This is a genomic window from Lysinibacillus sp. FJAT-14222, from assembly GCF_001278875.1.
Taxonomy (GTDB): domain Bacteria; phylum Bacillota; class Bacilli; order Bacillales_A; family Planococcaceae; genus Lysinibacillus; species Lysinibacillus agricola.
The window spans coordinates 36,016-52,582 of the sequence record NZ_LIYL01000044.1; the positions used below are offsets into that span (position 1 = coordinate 36,016).

The 16,567-nt window shown below is 35.5% G+C and carries 14 protein-coding genes; 5 read left to right on the forward strand and 9 right to left on the reverse strand.

Going from position 1 to position 16,567, the window contains the following annotated elements; translation table 11 throughout:
* The first annotated feature begins 48 nt into the window (after positions 1-48).
* The 4 genes from rbsK to AN161_RS17390 all read left to right on the forward strand — a co-directional run bounded on the left by rbsK (position 49) and on the right by AN161_RS17390 (position 4,998).
* A complete protein-coding gene (gene rbsK / locus AN161_RS17375; RefSeq protein ID WP_053595597.1) occupies positions 49-930 on the forward strand; it encodes a ribokinase in 882 nt (293 codons plus the stop codon).
* 252 nt (positions 931-1,182) lie between these two features.
* Complete coding sequence (locus AN161_RS17380) at positions 1,183-3,036, forward strand: dynamin family protein (RefSeq protein WP_053595598.1); 1,854 nt, start codon at positions 1,183-1,185, stop codon at positions 3,034-3,036.
* A gap of 147 nt (positions 3,037-3,183) precedes the next feature.
* Positions 3,184-3,690 (forward strand): sigma-70 family RNA polymerase sigma factor, encoded by a 507-nt coding sequence (locus AN161_RS17385; protein ID WP_053595599.1) that lies wholly within the window; start codon positions 3,184-3,186, stop codon positions 3,688-3,690.
* Positions 3,691-4,998: a DUF4179 domain-containing protein gene (locus AN161_RS17390; protein ID WP_053595600.1), complete on the forward strand. Its 1,308-nt coding sequence runs from the start codon at positions 3,691-3,693 to the stop codon at positions 4,996-4,998.
* A 49-nt stretch (positions 4,999-5,047) separates the two neighbouring features.
* Here the strand turns inward: AN161_RS17390 and AN161_RS17395 are convergent, their stop codons facing one another.
* The 3 genes from AN161_RS17395 to AN161_RS17405 all read right to left on the reverse strand — a co-directional run bounded on the left by AN161_RS17395 (position 5,048) and on the right by AN161_RS17405 (position 7,359).
* A complete protein-coding gene (locus AN161_RS17395; RefSeq protein WP_053595601.1) occupies positions 5,048-5,557 on the reverse strand; it encodes a ferritin in 510 nt (169 codons plus the stop codon).
* A gap of 83 nt (positions 5,558-5,640) precedes the next feature.
* A complete protein-coding gene (locus AN161_RS17400) occupies positions 5,641-6,276 on the reverse strand; it encodes a Bax inhibitor-1 family protein (RefSeq protein ID WP_053595602.1) in 636 nt (211 codons plus the stop codon).
* 321 nt (positions 6,277-6,597) lie between these two features.
* A complete protein-coding gene (locus AN161_RS17405; protein WP_053595603.1) occupies positions 6,598-7,359 on the reverse strand; it encodes a TerC family protein in 762 nt (253 codons plus the stop codon).
* A gap of 422 nt (positions 7,360-7,781) precedes the next feature.
* Between AN161_RS17405 and AN161_RS17410 the strand changes: the two genes are divergently transcribed.
* On the forward strand, positions 7,782-9,539 hold the full coding sequence (locus AN161_RS17410; RefSeq protein WP_053595604.1) for an ABC transporter ATP-binding protein: 1,758 nt from the start codon (positions 7,782-7,784) through the stop codon (positions 9,537-9,539).
* A 61-nt stretch (positions 9,540-9,600) separates the two neighbouring features.
* On the opposite strand, the gene AN161_RS17415 is transcribed toward AN161_RS17410, so the two are convergent.
* The 6 genes from AN161_RS17415 to AN161_RS17445 all read right to left on the reverse strand — a co-directional run bounded on the left by AN161_RS17415 (position 9,601) and on the right by AN161_RS17445 (position 16,372).
* Positions 9,601-10,758: a Ger(x)C family spore germination protein gene (locus tag AN161_RS17415; protein WP_053595605.1), complete on the reverse strand. Its 1,158-nt coding sequence runs from the start codon at positions 10,756-10,758 to the stop codon at positions 9,601-9,603.
* Positions 10,755-12,215 (reverse strand): spore germination protein, encoded by a 1,461-nt coding sequence (locus AN161_RS17420; RefSeq protein WP_053595606.1) that lies wholly within the window; start codon positions 12,213-12,215, stop codon positions 10,755-10,757. The genes AN161_RS17415 and AN161_RS17420 overlap by 4 nt, the downstream gene beginning before the upstream one ends.
* The gene (locus AN161_RS17425; protein WP_053595607.1) at positions 12,215-13,339 is read right to left on the reverse strand and encodes an endospore germination permease; all 1,125 of its coding nucleotides are present in this window, start codon (positions 13,337-13,339) and stop codon (positions 12,215-12,217) included. The genes AN161_RS17420 and AN161_RS17425 overlap by 1 nt, the downstream gene beginning before the upstream one ends.
* Before the next feature lie 170 nt (positions 13,340-13,509).
* Positions 13,510-14,397 (reverse strand): DUF3298 and DUF4163 domain-containing protein, encoded by an 888-nt coding sequence (locus AN161_RS17430; RefSeq protein ID WP_053595608.1) that lies wholly within the window; start codon positions 14,395-14,397, stop codon positions 13,510-13,512.
* Positions 14,390-14,908 carry a sigma-70 family RNA polymerase sigma factor gene (locus AN161_RS17435; protein WP_053595609.1) on the reverse strand — a complete coding sequence of 173 codons (519 nt, stop codon included), beginning with the start codon at positions 14,906-14,908 and terminating at the stop codon, positions 14,390-14,392. Before AN161_RS17435 ends, AN161_RS17430 begins: the two co-directional genes overlap by 8 nt.
* A gap of 696 nt (positions 14,909-15,604) precedes the next feature.
* Positions 15,605-16,372, reverse strand: coding sequence for a TSUP family transporter (locus tag AN161_RS17445; RefSeq protein ID WP_053595611.1), 768 nt, complete (start codon positions 16,370-16,372; stop codon positions 15,605-15,607).
* Positions 16,373-16,567: the final 195 nt, after the last annotated feature.

Consider the following 16,567-nt stretch of genomic DNA (forward strand, 5'->3'; position numbering starts at 1 on the left):
AGTTTTCTCGGTTAGAATGGAAAAATAAGAAGGAAAGTAGGTAAAAAGATGATTACAGTTATAGGTAGCATAAATATGGATTTAGCTGTACAAATGGGAGTTTTTCCAAAGCAGGGAGAAACTATCCTTGGTAAAGAATTTCAAACAATTCCAGGAGGAAAAGGAGCCAATCAGGCAGTTGCTGCTGCACGTCTTGGAAGTGAAGTCGCAATGATTGGCTGTGTGGGCTCAGATAGTTTTGGTGAAACATTGCGTACTGTTTTACAGCAAGAGCATATTCAAACCGGAGCGATTACGAGCACATCGGTACCTACTGGAATTGCTAATATTCTAATCTACAATAACGATAACCGTATCATAGTAGTACCAGGGGCTAATTATGAATTAAAGCCTGCACATATAGAGGCCGCGAAGGAAATCATTCAGAAAAGTCAGATGGTAATTATGCAGCTAGAAATCCCAACTGAAACGACTGCTTATGCAATAAAACTATGTAAAGAGGCGAATGTACCTGTGTTATTAAATCCAGCACCAGCGACTAATTTTGATGTGCAATGGATGGAGGATATCACATATATCACGCCAAATGAAACAGAGTGTGCAGAAATTTTTGGAGATGATTTTGATCAAGTATTAGAAAAATATCCTAATAAGATGATTATTACGCTAGGTAGTGATGGAGCACGTTACTTTGATGGTGAATATCCTATTCATGTTCCAGGCTATATGACGAAAGTAGTAGATACAACAGGTGCAGGCGATACGTTTAACGGTGCACTCGCTTTTGCATTAATAGAAGGGCAATCTTTGGATCAGGCAGTGTATTTTGCAAATATTGCAGCTTCTTTATCAGTGGAGAAATTCAGTGCACAAGGTGGAATGCCAACACTTGGATCGGTTTACGGACGCATGGCTGGGGTTGGAGAATAAAAATTAATAAGAAAGAGCAAGATAATTTTCTATCAATTGTTAATAAATTTTAATAGAGAATATTTCTTTTAGTCTGAGTGGGGAATAATATCTGAGATGGAAGGTATTTTAGAATAAGAATGATTGCCTATTTGTGACAACTGAAAGTAAGTATTTTATCCTTATTTGTCGTTATTTTTTAGTACTATGTATTAATAAGGGAATATTTTCATTTATAATAACTTTAGATACATACGAAAAGAGGTTTTGGGGATGACAAATATTGATAATGTGCCAATCGAATATACAGCCTCAGCGAATAATATTTTGCCACAGCTTGTTGATTATTTACGACAATTGCATGGCATTATTGGACAAAATACATATGTAAAAGATACAGCTAAACACTTAAATCGTATCATTCAAGATGCTAACAACGAAACGATGATTCTTATTGTTGGGAAAGAACGTGTTGGAAAAACAACCCTTGTTAATGGACTTTTAGGTCGTCAAGTTTTGCCTATTAGTGATCAGCATCCGACAGGGGTAAATACATTCTTGCGATATGGTGATCATGAAGAAATAAAGGCGTATTTTTTAGATGGCGTTGTAGCGATATTCGATATGACTAAGCTAGAATTATTAACAACGGGCGATACTTTTGCATCTCAAATACTACGCGAACATTTAGATTACTTGGAAGTATATTTGAAAAATGATTTATTAAAGTCAGTTACAATCATTGATTCAGTTTCATTGGAAGCTGGGGGAGGAGAAATGGCCTACTTCCCAGAATCATTGATGAACCGTGTTGACGAAATCTTTTGGGTATTACGCTCAGGTTCAATGGCTATTCATCCAGAAATATTATTGATGGAAACGTTAAAAAACAAAGGTGTAGAACCTCTTTGTGTCATCAATGCCATTGATTCAAATGAAAATACAGAGACGTATATCAATACTGAGAGGGAACGAATTGGACATTTAATAAGTGATTTTGTCGCTATCTCTGCAACAGAAGCACTTGAAGCTAAGCAGACTAACAATGATGAGCTTTGGCAAAAAAGTCAGTATGAGCATTTAATTACAGAAATTCATCGAGTTGCTGAAAATAGTGATAAGAAAACGTACGCCATTTTAATTCGCTTCTTGCAATGGCTAGAACGATTCCGCTTCGAATTAACGATTATTCCACAACGTGACCCATTCCAATCTGCTGTTGAGAACATTGAAAAATATGCTGTCGACACGCAATATGAGTTTTCACGCTATCAACGGGATTTAGCAATTGTAACTGAATATGAGCAAGAGTATGAACAGGTGGCTAATGTATTTAAAAAAGTTCAAACGCTGTATCAACTATTGCAAACAATAGAGCAAAATGATTATTTACAAGATGAAATCGTAGAAAGTTTTACTGAAAAGGCGATCAGCTATCAGCAAATGTTACGTGAATATCGAAATATGCATAGTGAATATATACGTGAATATGAACGATTGGACGCACAACATAAAAAAATTCATGGTAAAGGGCTAATGAAAGCAATTTTTGGTCACCATACACAAAATGAATTTTTCAAGGAACGTGTCAATAAGTTAAATGAGCAGCAAATACTATGTATTGCACAATTTGAGAAAGTGCAAGAAGCGGAAGTAGAAATGCTACAGTATATTCATTCGATTCAAAGCCATCTCACAGAGTTAGCGAAAATACGCTTAACTCGCATTGAAGAGAAGGTTCGAGAGCTCAATGATCAGCGTGAAAAAGAAAAGCGCCAATTAAAATTATATGCAGCAAAATTAAATGAGTTTTCATGTTTAATCGAAGCACAAGGATACATAAAAGAAAGTATCCAACCGTTTTTATTGGATGACAAAATGCCTCTTAAAGAGAAAGATATAGAAATGCTTAAAGAAACGATCGACAGCATATTGAACATCGATTTATCGAACAATGGTTTACTTGCTCGTAGCCAAATGAATAATAAAATGGACAACAAAGCCATTCCTTTTGAGGTTGAAGAAAAATATCTGTTACATCCTTTAGCATTAACAGAAACAGATGTAAAATCAAATGATATACCAGAAATCCCTAAAAAATTAGATATACAATACAATAAAGAATAATAATAAAAAAACAATGTCCTAAAAGTGTAATTTTCCTTTTAGGACATTTATTTTGGCATGAATCCTTCTGCAATTATAATAATTATTGAACGAAATGATCCTCCTTGCTGTCTAATAGATAGATGAGTAAGGAAAGAGGTGAGCTTTTTGAATGAAGTAACGCTAGTAAAACGTGCGATGGCTGGTGATGAAACAGCATTTTTACAAGTGCTACAAATATACGAAAATACTATGTATCGGACGGCTTATGCGTATTTAAAAAATGAACATGATGCCATTGAAGCGGTGCAAGAAGCAACATACCGCTGCTTAAAAAAGATACATACCGTAAAAGAACCCGCTTATTTTGGTACGTGGCTTGTCCGAATTTTACTCAATATTTGTCATGACATGCGGGAAAAAAGCATGCGTCTGGATTTACAGGAAGACATAGAAATCGGTGATACTGCATTGAATCACGAGCGTTTTGAATTGACAGATATCATTACAAGGCTTCCAAGGGAGCAGCAAGAGCTTATTTTTCTAAAATATTTTCAAGACTATAAAAATCAAGATATTGCTGCACTGCAAAATATTCCAGAAGGAACAGTGAAGTCGAGATTACATGCGGCCTTGAAAAAGCTAAAACTATATTTTATGAAGGGGGAGATATAGATGAAACAGGTAGAAAAGCATGACTATGATACATTTGTCAAAGAGCTGGAGCAAATTGACATTCCGCATGAGCAATTAGAGGAGTCGCGCATAAAAAGTGTCATGCACTTCCGAAAAGAAAAGCGAAATCGACAACGTACATGGAAAGGTATTGCTGTTACTTGTGCATTACTGTTGATATTTGTAATGTCGATTCGTATATCTCCAGCTTTAGCTAGTGCCATCGCAAAAATCCCAGGTTTTGCTCCTCTTGTTCAGATGATCACGGACGATAAAGGTGTCAAAGATATACTCCATAATAACTATTACGAGGAACTAGGATTGTCCCAAACGAAAAATGGATTATCATTTACACTTCAAGGAGTTATTGCAGATGAAACAGGTATGATTTTACCTTATACATTTTCTGCACCGTTTGATGTTCGGGATTTAGAAATCAAGGAAATAGAGCTCCGTCTAAATGGAGAAGTATTACCTGCTGGAATAAGTTACAGCTGGTATCGTGCGAAGGAAACATCTTTGATTGAAGAAAATCTTGAGGCTATATTTAAGGATCCTATAAATTACGACAATGCCGAATTTGAGTTATATCTGCAATTTGCTGATGAAAAACAAACAGAATTTACGATGCCATTTTCACTTAAAAAGTCGATTGCGAAAACGAAAACCTATCAATTGAATGAAAAACTAAGCTTTGAAGGTCAGCATATTACCGTCAAGTCCGTCTCCATTTCTCCACTTCGTACAGGAATTACAATCGCTCTTGATCCACATAATGATATGCGCATTTTAGGATTTGATGATATTCGTCTATTGGATGAAAAGGGGGAAGAGTGGACGACAATCAGTAATGGTTTGGTATCTACAGGGACGTTAATGGATGGAGAAGAAACACTCTTTATGCAAAGTAACTATTTTAGGGAACCCAAAAAGTTGACCTTATCCATTGGTAAAGTAAAAGCATTGCCAAAAGGTCAGGATTTTATAGATGTAGATTTTAAGCAAATGAAAGTACTATCCAAACCACCTCTCCCAGGCTTAGAGGTTCAAGTTAACAAGCAAATGGTAACAATAAATGTTCCAACTTCTTATAAAAATAAAAATATCAGTTTACTTGGTACAGCAATAGATGCAAATGGCGAAACTGTTTACAGTAATTCAGGAAGTCACTATAGACCCGATGAATATGTGATTGAACAAACAGAAACATATGACCTAATTGGAGTTGTCAATCCAGTTCGCATCTATTTCTCACATTATGAAAATCTTTTAGAGGGAACTCAAACAGTTGAAATTCCTTTGAAATAGAAAAAAAAGAATCTGCTTATTACAGATTCTTTTTTATTGAAATCAAATTTTATGCTTCGGCATCAGGTGTAAATGTACGACCCGCTAATTCAGCGTCAAGCATAAAGATTGCGTTGGAGTCATTTTCGATGCGTTCAATTTTACGGATTAATGTATCGAACGTTGATTCTTCTTCCACTTGCTCATCAATGAACCATTTTAAGAAAGCCATTGTCGCGTGCTCGCGTTCATCTAAAGCGATGTCCGATAAATTATAAATACGGCGAGTCACTTCTTTCTCGTGTGAAAGGGCTGTTTTGAAGGCATGTAAAATAGACTCGAAATGATTATCTGGGCTATCAAAGCCATGGATTGTTGCGCGGTAGCCCATATCACTTAGGAAATTATAAAATTTCATCGCATGGAAGCGCTCTTCTTCAGCCTGTACTAAGAAGAAGTTGGCAAAGCCATCATAATCTTGATCTGTGCAATATGCTGCCATTGCCATATAGGCATGTGCTGAGTAAAATTCAAAATTCATTTGGTCATTTAGTGCTGTGTGTAGTTTTTCAGATAACATAAAAGTTTTCCTCCCTTTGTAGTAAATACCTGCTGCTTCTCTTATAGTATACAATAAGTGATATTGGTTCTCAATTACGTTTTTTAATCAAATGCATTTTTTAAACGCCAAATTACTTCTAAAAGATTCGTAAATAAATTAATAAAATCTAAGTAAAGATTTAATGCCATTCCAACGACCTCAGCATCTGAAACATGATTATGTCTAATTTGATTAAAGTCATACACAGTATATAGGCTAAATAATAGCACGGTAATTCCTGCTATAATCAGACCTACCATATTGCTAACAGGGAAAAACATAAATATTAGCGAAAATACAATTACGACGATTAATACAGTGAATAAATAGCTTCCCCAATTGGAAATGTCTTTATTCATCATCATACCAATCAGTGCTAGTACAATGAAAATGGCTACGGTCGCTACGAAAACAAGTAAAACAAGCTGTTGCCCTAGCTCCGTAATGTAAAATTGTGTTGTCCAAAATAGTAAAATTCCCATTAAAAAGGGGATTGTATACATAATGGAATTAGCAAGTTTCACCCTTCGCACAAAGCAGGCAATGATAAGAAGTACAATAGTAATAATGGATAGCGGCATGACAATTGCAGGAGGTAATAATGTTGCTATGTACATTCCGATAACTGTCAATACCCACATAAAAGCAAAGTGTTTCAAAATTTTATTTAAGTTTTGATTGCGGTTAGCATACGCCATGTTAAAGAATCCCTTTCTTTTGTAAAATATACTTACTATACGAATTAATTTCTAAAAAGATTCAACTATTGAAAAATTTGGTTCATCACCATAATCCACAAATTTAGTTTGAAATCAAGTAAGGCGAGGTACTGTGAATCTTCCCAAAGCATTCTGGGGAATACACTTTCCTTTCCGCCGATAGACTGCCAAGCCTCCTTATTTTGGTGACATAAACATTGTGTGATCTTTTGGTAGGGCTATCGGGCATTCTTGTACGAACAAATATTATAGAACTAAAAAATTCGCCAGGATGTATGACCAGGCGAATTTTTTTACGTATCATTTTGCATTTTTCCGTTGGTTTTTCACACCAACTAAATAACCACCAAGGGCGATGCCGATTAAGACAATCCAGAAGATAGCCTTCCATATTGTTGAGTGTGGAAACTCATGTGGAATTATACCTAGTTTTTCATGAGCTAGTGTTAGAACAGCCAGCTTTACACCAACCCAGCCAACGATTAGGAAGGCAGCTGTTTCAAGTGATGGGAATTTATCGAGAACTTTCACGAACCAACGAGCCGCAAAACGCATCATAATAACACCGATAATCCCGCCTAGGAACATCACTGAGAATTGACCAACATTAATGCCGCCAACATCAAAATTTCCGATATGAGGTAGCGTAACGGCAATGGCGACAGCTGCTAAAATTGAATCTACCGCAAAGGCAATGTCTGCAAGCTCTACTTTCATTACTGTCATCCAGAAGCCTGATTGCTTGTTAGACTCTTGAATTGCCTCGGGATTTTGGGCGGCTTTTCGCGAATCATAAATATGCTTAACTGACATGAATAATAAATAGGCAGCACCTAGAGCTTGGATTTGCCAAAAATTAACAAGTGTTGTAATAAGAAATAGTGCAGCAAAGCGGAAAATGAATGCTCCCACTAATCCATATAATAGTGCTTTTTGCTGTTGTGCCTTTGGTAAATGTTTAACCATAACGGCCATAACGACGGCGTTATCGGCAGCTAATAATCCTTCTAGTACAATTAATACGACGAGTACCCATGCGTATTCTAGTAAAATTGCCTCCAAATTTATTTCCTCCTTTATAATTGGAACAGAAATGAATGTACTGCTTTTAACTTATTCTTTCCTTTTTTAGGCAAAATAAAAAGACCCCTGCCTAAAAAATAGGCAAAGGTCTTGCTAAGCAATTAACTGTAGTACCACAGAAAAATATCTTATAATTAAAGATATGCCTTCACACCCGATGGCAAATGACCATGTAATGACGAATGTGAAATCAGATGTTTCATTTACATCTGCTAGCTACTCCCCTTTGACATAATTGTCAAAAGCTATTCAATTCTTTATACATGGATTATAGCATGCTTATAGTCAATTGCAAATAAAAATGTGAAGCTATGGTGAAAAAATCCTTTTCCGAACAGTTCAAACAAATGGTACTATTGGAGATAAGTGAAAAATTTCAGCAACTTAGAGAGGAGATATTCATGTATAGAAAGTTTTTTTCATATTACAAGCCACATAAACGATTATTTGTGATCGATTTTTCGAGTGCAATCATTGTGGCAATTTTAGAGCTTGCATTCCCTCTAGCTGTTCAGTGGTTTATCGACGGGCTACTACCTACAGGTGACTGGGGCATGATCGTCAAAGTGAGTGTGTTATTATTACTTGTTTATGTACTTAGCACAGTCCTTACCTTTATCGTCAACTACTTAGGGCATAAACTAGGTATTAATATCGAGACAGATATGCGACAAGAGTTATTTACACATGTCCAGCGTCAATCATTCCGGTTTTTTGATAATACGAAAACAGGTCATATCATGAGCCGTATTACGAATGATTTATTTGATATCGGCGAGTTTGCACATCATGGGCCAGAGGATTTATTTATCGCCGTAATGACGTTTATTGGGGCCTTTGCTATTATGTTTAATGTTAATCCAACATTAGCGTTAATCGCCGCGATTATGGTGCCGTTTTTAACATGGCTTGTTACATTTAGTAATATTAAAATGAACAACGCATGGAAAACAATGTATGGAAAAATTGCTGATGTGAATGGCCGTGTAGAGGATAGTGTATCTGGCGTACGCGTTGTCAAATCCTTTACAAATGAAGCTTTTGAAATTGAACGCTTTAAGGAGCAAAACGGCTTTTTCCGCTCTGCTAAATTGTATGCTTATAAAATTATGTCAGGAACGCACTCGAGTATTTATATGATGACACGTTTATTAACGTTAGTCGTACTTGTTGTAGGTGCATGGCTAAGCTTTAATGGCAAACTATCTTATGGTGAGCTAGTAAGCTTTGTTTTATATACAAATGTTCTCATTAAACCAATCGATAAAATAAGTGCACTGCTAGAGCTTTATCCAAAGGGAATGGCAGGCTTTAAACGCTTCCGTGAGTTAATAGAGCAAGACCCAGAAATTCAAGATCGTGAGGGAGCAAAGTCAGTTACACATCTTTACGGAGATATTTCATTTAATGATGTTCAATTTAATTATGACACTTCAAAAGCTGTGTTAACGGATATTTCCTTTGACATTCAGGCTGGACAAACGATTGCATTTGTAGGTCCATCTGGTGCAGGTAAAACAACGATTTGTTCTTTAATTCCGAGATTTTATGATGTAAGTAGTGGAGCCATTACGATAGATGGCATTGATGTGCGAAATATGACTCAGTCTTCACTACGTTCGCAAATTGGTATCGTACAGCAGGATGTTTTCTTATTTACAGGTACTATTCGAGAAAATATTGCCTATGGAAAATTAGGTGCTAGTGAGGAAGAAATTCGTGAGGCGGCAAAAAAAGCACACTTAGAGGCATTCATAGCAGAGCTTCCAGATGGCTATGAGACACAAATAGGGGAGCGTGGCTTAAAGCTTTCGGGTGGACAAAAGCAACGAATTGCCATTGCACGAATGTTCCTAAAAAACCCACCGATTTTAATATTAGACGAAGCAACCTCTGCTTTGGATACAGAAACAGAGATGATTATCCAACAGTCATTAACAGAGCTTGCGGAGAATCGAACAACCCTTGTTATTGCTCACCGACTTGCAACCATCCGCAATGCTGATCGAGTCTTAGTAGTCACACCAAATGGTATTGAAGAAGATGGAACTTATGATGAGCTTGTTGCACAAAATGGAATTTTCGCTAAACTCCATCATATTCAATTTCGTAAGGGACAAGAAGAGCCATCCAGGCAGGAGTATGTTGAAGTAAACTAAAGACGAACGGATTGAAAAATCCCCTCAAAATAGTAATGTAATTTGAGGGGATTTTCTTAGATTATTCTTTAATTGTCTCTACAAATGTTTTTCGGCCAGGATTTACATTGTTAACGTCTATTTCTAATTTACTAATGGAATTAGGTGTTAATGGGATTTTCCCATCCTTCTCTAATTTTCTCCATACTTTCACATTTTTTCGATATAGATGTTCAGAAAGGCGATATATATCCATATCTTTCGCTAATGCTTCTTCATACGTTGTTCTAATTTCTTTTTTCACTTCTTTTATTATTTTTTTTCTTATTTCCTCTGCTGAAACGTTAGTTTTGAAACCATTTAGGGTTGCATCTAATTTTACATCTACCTCAAATGTTACTTGATCATTTTTAACAAGTGGTTTGATATTTACCTTTATTTTTTTCATTGTTGTCGTTAAATAATCACTTTCGTTACCATCTAGCTTAAAGGTTAATTCACCTCTGTGCGTTCTATTATTCATCCATTGCATGCCTTTTGCAGCTTCATTTTCAATAAAGCCTTTAAATCCATTTTTAGATAGCACCCCGACCCCCATTAAAGCAATATCCTGTGCTGGCCGATTTGTCGTTTCCCAGTTTTTATTGATGTTTACATAAGGAATGCCAATTTCGTGACTTGGTTCATTTAAGCCAATAACTAAGTTTCGTAAATTAACGGGCTCAATGAATGTTTCTTGCTCTTTTGAATTTAAAGGATTACTTAACTTTGACGATGTAAGAGATTTATTCAAAATCGGCGTTGTAAGAAGGATGTCTTGAATAGGATCCTTTGTACAATAGATCCAAATTTGATACCTTGTTTCACTATGCCGCAAAAAACTGTCGATAATGGCGATGGTATTTTCATTTTTCATTGCTTCTTCAGAGAAAATAAGGTAAGTCATATGCCCCCAAAACACTTTTTGGTCGATGGATCGATATAATTTAAAAATTGCTTCTTCCATTGTTTTTCCTTGAGAATGTCCAACCTCTGCCTGTGTTGCTTGAGGATTAAGCCTTTCAGATTTTGCAATATTGGCGAAGTTAATTAATTGCATATAGATTTCATATTGACCATCTTTATAATCTATACCTATGCCATGAACATAATCCATTCTTTGGGGTTCCGTAATATCCCAACATCCTGAAAGAAGCAGTGAAGTAGCTAAGCTTGATAGTAAAATAATATTTCTCTTCATTTCTGTTCCTTACTCTTAGAAGTACGAGTGTAATCTTGGGGTGCAAGTGCTTTATTACGCTCAGTGTAGCCTTTTGGTGATAAGCGGAAGATCGATTTTTTAATAGTTGACCAATTTAAATCTGTTGCAAGATTCATGTAAGAGTAACCATAGATTCGGATATTACATAAGTAAAGAAGTGTAAGGTATAGTGATACAAAAAATCCAAATAAACCAAAAAAAGCACTGGCAAGAATGAAAGTAATTCGCAATATACTGATGGTTGTGACAAGAGATTGGTTAACAAGAGTAAATGATGCGATTGTAGAGATCGCAATAACTACAATCATTTCTGGACTTGTCACACCTGCGCGAATGGCTGCATCACCAATAATTAAACCTCCAACAACACTTATCGTACCTCCAATAACAGAAGGCAGACGTAAGCCAGCTTCACGAAACAATTCAAACATTAGTAGCATTAGTAGCATTTCGAGAGAGGAGGGGAGAGGTAGACCTGTTTTGGCTTGGACAACGGTTGCTAAAAGCTGGAATGGTAGTTGATTTTGATGATAAGTCGTTAGGGAAAGCCAAAATGCAGGCAACAGCAAACCAATTAAAATGCCAAGAATCCTCAAAATCCGTTCTATAGAACTGAAAACGATAGGATATTCATTATCCTCCGCGGATTTTAATAATAAAAATAAATTCACAGGTGTGATGACGCCATATGCTACACCGTCGACGAAAATGAGAAAACGTCCTCTAATTAGTGCCTGAATAGCATAATCGGGTCGCCCGGTGTAATCGAATTTCGGGAAAAGCTTGGAGTTTTTATTAATTCGTTCCATTAAGACATCTCCACTAAAGACAATATCTGTATCTACAGCTGCCAGTTGCTTTTTAATTCCGTGTAAAATATCCATATCGACAATATCGTCAAAATAAAGAATAGCCACGGTTGTTTTTGAACGTTTACCTAACTCCACTTTTTCTACACAAAATGAGTTCGTAGGTAAACGTTTTCGCAGTAGTGCAATGTTGACGCGGATGTCTTCAATAAAGTTATCCCTTGGCCCTTTAACGAGAACCTCCATTCTCGTTTCTTCAGGATTTCGATTAGGTTTTTTAGCAATATTACTAGCATATAAAAGCTCTTCCTCTTCAAAATAAAGCAGTAGGAAACCAGTATATACAAAGGTAATGGCTTCTTCTTTATCTTTGATTTTTTGAAGAGTAGGGATATGAAGTTGATTTGTAATATTTTCTTCTAAGGATGTATCAGCTAAATGGTCATAAAGAAATTGAACACGCCGAATAATGACCTCATTGAGCAGTAGCTGGTCTATCATTGCATCACAGGTAATGAAATGAACCTTTTTTTGATTAAATGTATATTCCTGAAATTGAATATCTGCTGATTTTTGAAATAGTTTTTTTAAGGTGTTTAGGTCTATAGCGTTTTCCTGCTGAGGCATTATGATTCACCACTTTCCATTTCTTGTTTTTCAGGTTTTCCTTTTTTAGAAGATTTATCTGAAAAGGAAGCTACTATTACGAAAAAAATTGACAAAAGAAAAAAGAAAATAAAAGTAGCTGTTAATATATAGTTCCCTTTCACCTTCAAAAATATGTTTTCATTTAAAATAATTAGCGGCAGACAAAGTAGAAAGAAGGGGGGAGCAAGCATTTTCCAAATTCGTTTTGGATCCCCAGTCATTTTCAATAAATCCGCTATAACATATAAGATGAAGCTAACTCGTATAAATGTTCCGGTAAGCCATTGGTAAATAGAGAAAAAGTCAAGATGCTCAATATAGCGACCTATCGATACTAGTCCCCATTCCTCGTAGGCAGGATATCTTTGCTTTGCAGCTTCGGTTGGACCAAATTCTGCAATTGCGCCCATGAGTGGACCTAAAGTAAGCCCCATTAAAATGAAAAGTATGATGCCAAAATGATACCAACGAAGACGCTCTTTGAATTGGTGCTGTAAAAATAAAAGCATTAATAGTTCAATAAATCCTGATGCCGGGTAAATCATCCCTTTCACAACAGGTTTGAATCCATGTTCAAAAAACGGACGTAATAACTCGTAATCTTTTACCTGTATATTTGTAAATGCTACAAAAAATCCAAAGACTACTACACCAAATAATACAAAAACATTTAAAATAACAATGGTTTGTAAGCTTGTTGTAACGAGTAACATACAAAGAATTGTATAAATGAGTAATAATATAATGACTGGAGTTTGAGGTAAAAACGTTGTGTTTACCCATTGCAGTGTTTCAACCATCGTAAAGGCAGCGAGAATGAGTAGATATATAGCTATAATGTAAATGATAATGGTAGAGCCTATTTTTCCAATTTTTGCATCTAACCAGTCCCTAATAGGTTCCATATTTGTCTTTTTTTGAATATAAACTAAAAGGAATAGCCAAAAAAATATAATAACTGTGGCCATTATCACAGATACCCAGCCATCTCTCTCTGCAACATCTAGTAGCGGTGGAATAATTGTCACATGGTTTTTTAAGCCAATAACAGTCATGGATAAGAAAACGACATGTAAAATACTAATTGATCCTAGACCTTTCATATGAAAACCCTCTAACGTTAATTGATACATTTTAGCTTAGACAAAAAGTGAGAGGATTATAAGCATTGACAGATCCCTCTAAAAGAAGAAATCTTATAAAAAAAAACGAGGTATTTGACAATTTAATCGTCAAATACCTCATATTTTGGAATTATATTATTAGCAAATAATTAATGAATATATTTAGAACTTACAAGATCATTTTTTAGGACATCGGTTGGGATTTCGAATTCCAGTAAGCCCATATAGCCAGGTGCTACTTCATATTTATCGAAGGAGATCACAAGTTTCCCTTTATCAGAAATATAAAATTGCTGGTCTGCGTGAATAGCTGTAAATCCGTCAATAACCTCTTCATCAGGAAGACCTCCGCCTTTTACCCAGTACACTTTATCTGAGTCGGAAGCAGCTTGATTACGCATCTGTTCAATAATGTTTTCACTGACAGTTTTAATATAACTATCGTCTTTAAATAGCATTGGCAGTGTAATTAAAATTTCATTTTGTTTATCAATTGTATCGTAGTGCATAACTGTAGAAGAGGATGCAACTGTATTGACAGTGTAACGACCAATCGACAAGATTTGGTCATTATCTGTTTTTACTTCGTAGCCACTATCTACGCCTAAATGGCCACCACCGTTAGCCTTTAAATCACCAACTTCTGTAATAAAGTCATTATAAAGAGCTTTACCTTCTGAACGGTATTTCTCATTTAAAGTATTAGCAAGATCTTTATTTTCTAGGTTTTCGATAGAAGGTACTTTAATGTTTGCGTCATATGTCTCTTCTTTTACTTCATATTCAGTCCAAGTTAAGACTTTTACGACACTGCCAACAACAGGTATTTCTGAAAGTGTTCGTGCCATGGCAGGACTCACATTTAAACCAGCTGTAAAAAGCATTGCAGCCGCTGCAGATCCAAGTAACCATTGTGGTACACGTTTTTTTCTTTTCTTTTTGCCTTGCTTTAATGCGTTTTCAACCACAAAATCGAGCTCCTTTGGAATGGGTACCTCATTATATTGTTTTTCTAATTCTTTTAATTTTTCATCCATGTGCTGTTTCTCCCTTCGCATCTTGCAATTGTATTTTCAATAGCTTTAACGCTTTGTAAAGACGCGATTTAGCGGTACTCAGCTTAATGTTAAGGATATTGGCAACATCAGCGAGCTTTAAATCTTCAAAATAATGTAAAATGACAACTTCTCGATACATTAGAGGTAATTCGTCTAATGCATGCTCTAAATCCACGTTTTCGTAGACGTCCTCTTGTGCAGGTGTTAAATATTGCAATGTATCATCGTCTGTCACCTGTAAGCGTTTATGCTTACGTAAAAAATCAATGGCTGTACGTACGACGATTTTATAAAACCAGCTTTTCATATACTCGACATTTTCTAGTCGATCGAGAGAAAGCATTGCTTTTTGAATACTGTCTTGTACAACATCAAGTGCGTCCTGTTCATTTTTCGTATAGGTATACGCGAGCAAATAAAAACGTTCTTTCTGTTCACGAATAAACTGGACAAACACCTCTTCATGTTGAAATGCATTTCTTGTTTTCATGTCCAAAGAAGCTCCTTTTTAACATTTTCAAATTGTATACAACTACTAGACGTGTGAAAGGGGAAAAAAAGTTGAAAGCAATAAAAAAACTTATCTTATTTTGTTAACATCAAAGACAAGTAATAGGTTTATAGTAATTTATCCCGCATTAACGGGTAGTAGGTCTCCCTTTAAGTGAAAGCGAAGAATAAGGTGAAAGAAAAACTGTAAAATCCCTATTGGTGAAGATCAGTGGGAATGAAGAAACCTCCACTGATTAAAGTTTCACTTTATCCCGTATTAACGGGCAATAAGTCTCCCACCATAATGCTTTGCTGTATATTTTATGTTGGTGAAAAACATAGCAAATTATATACCTTTTACAATTGTTTAGAAAGGGGAAAGAGTAATTTGGTTACAATTGGAAATGATGTTGCAACGGTGTTATTTGGAGAAGGAAGAGCATCTGAATAGGCGGAAGAGCAATCGAAAAAAATATCCTTAAACTTATTTGACTGCAACGAAACTTTTCCTAAGAATTTTAGGCTAGAAAAAGGCTAAAAAGGGAGTGGCATATTCAAATCTATACTCAAATTGAGAATTGACTACTTTGATTGTAAAGTAGTGTCACACTAAAACAACATACAAACCAAATTAAGCGATGCAATCAATATAATTGCATCGCTTAATTTGGTTTTTAAAGATATAACAAATCAATTATGAAAAATAGTCATATGTATTTTTCAAAAGTAATAGGATTGTCACAACGATAAATAAATTACGTACATACCCGCTACCACGTTTAATGGCAAATTTAGAACCAACAATTGCTCCAGCGATTTGTGCAAGTCCCATTGGCAAACCATAGGCATAATTTATTTGCCCTAAGTATATAAACATAAGAAGGGCTGCGATATTACTTCCAAAATTTAAGAATTTGGCATTGCCTGCTGATTTTAAAAAGTCAAAGCCAACTATTAAAAAGGCGAATAGTAGAAATGAGCCTGTCCCTGGCCCTAAAAAGCCATCATAGAAGCCAATTAAGGTAATGATCATCACAAAAAGTGCGTAACGTTTAGGTGTTAATTTTTTATAGGTAGAAATGCTACCCCAGTCTTTTTTGAAAATAGTGTAAATAGCCACGGCTGCTAGCATGACAAGCATTAGCGGTTTTAGAACGCTAGGATCCATAAGATGGACAATCCATGCACCAAACATTGAACCTATAAAAACAAAAGGGAACAATTTATAAACAGATTTAATATCTAATTTTCCAGAGCTATAAAATGTCACAGTACTTGTTAATGACCCCATAGTGCCTGCTAATTTATTTGTTGCCACGGCTGCAGACGGTGGAAGTCCAACAAACATAAGAGCTGGTAATGAAATAAGCCCGCCGCCTCCTACAACAGAATCGATAAATGCGGCTAGAAAGCCAAAAAAGATAAGAATGAGTAAAATGTTTACATCTAAATCAAAAGGCACAGCAGGTCATCTCTTTTCTATAATAATAATCTGATAGTAGCGAAATGAAAAGTAACTGTAAATAGCTTAAATTATATTTTTCTATTAATTTTGAGGATTTAAGCTTTTTTGATATTTTTAAATTCTGTAAAAATCTAAAATATTCTACTTTATGTACAAATTTTAATGTATTATGTAGGTGATTGTGTTTTTTGC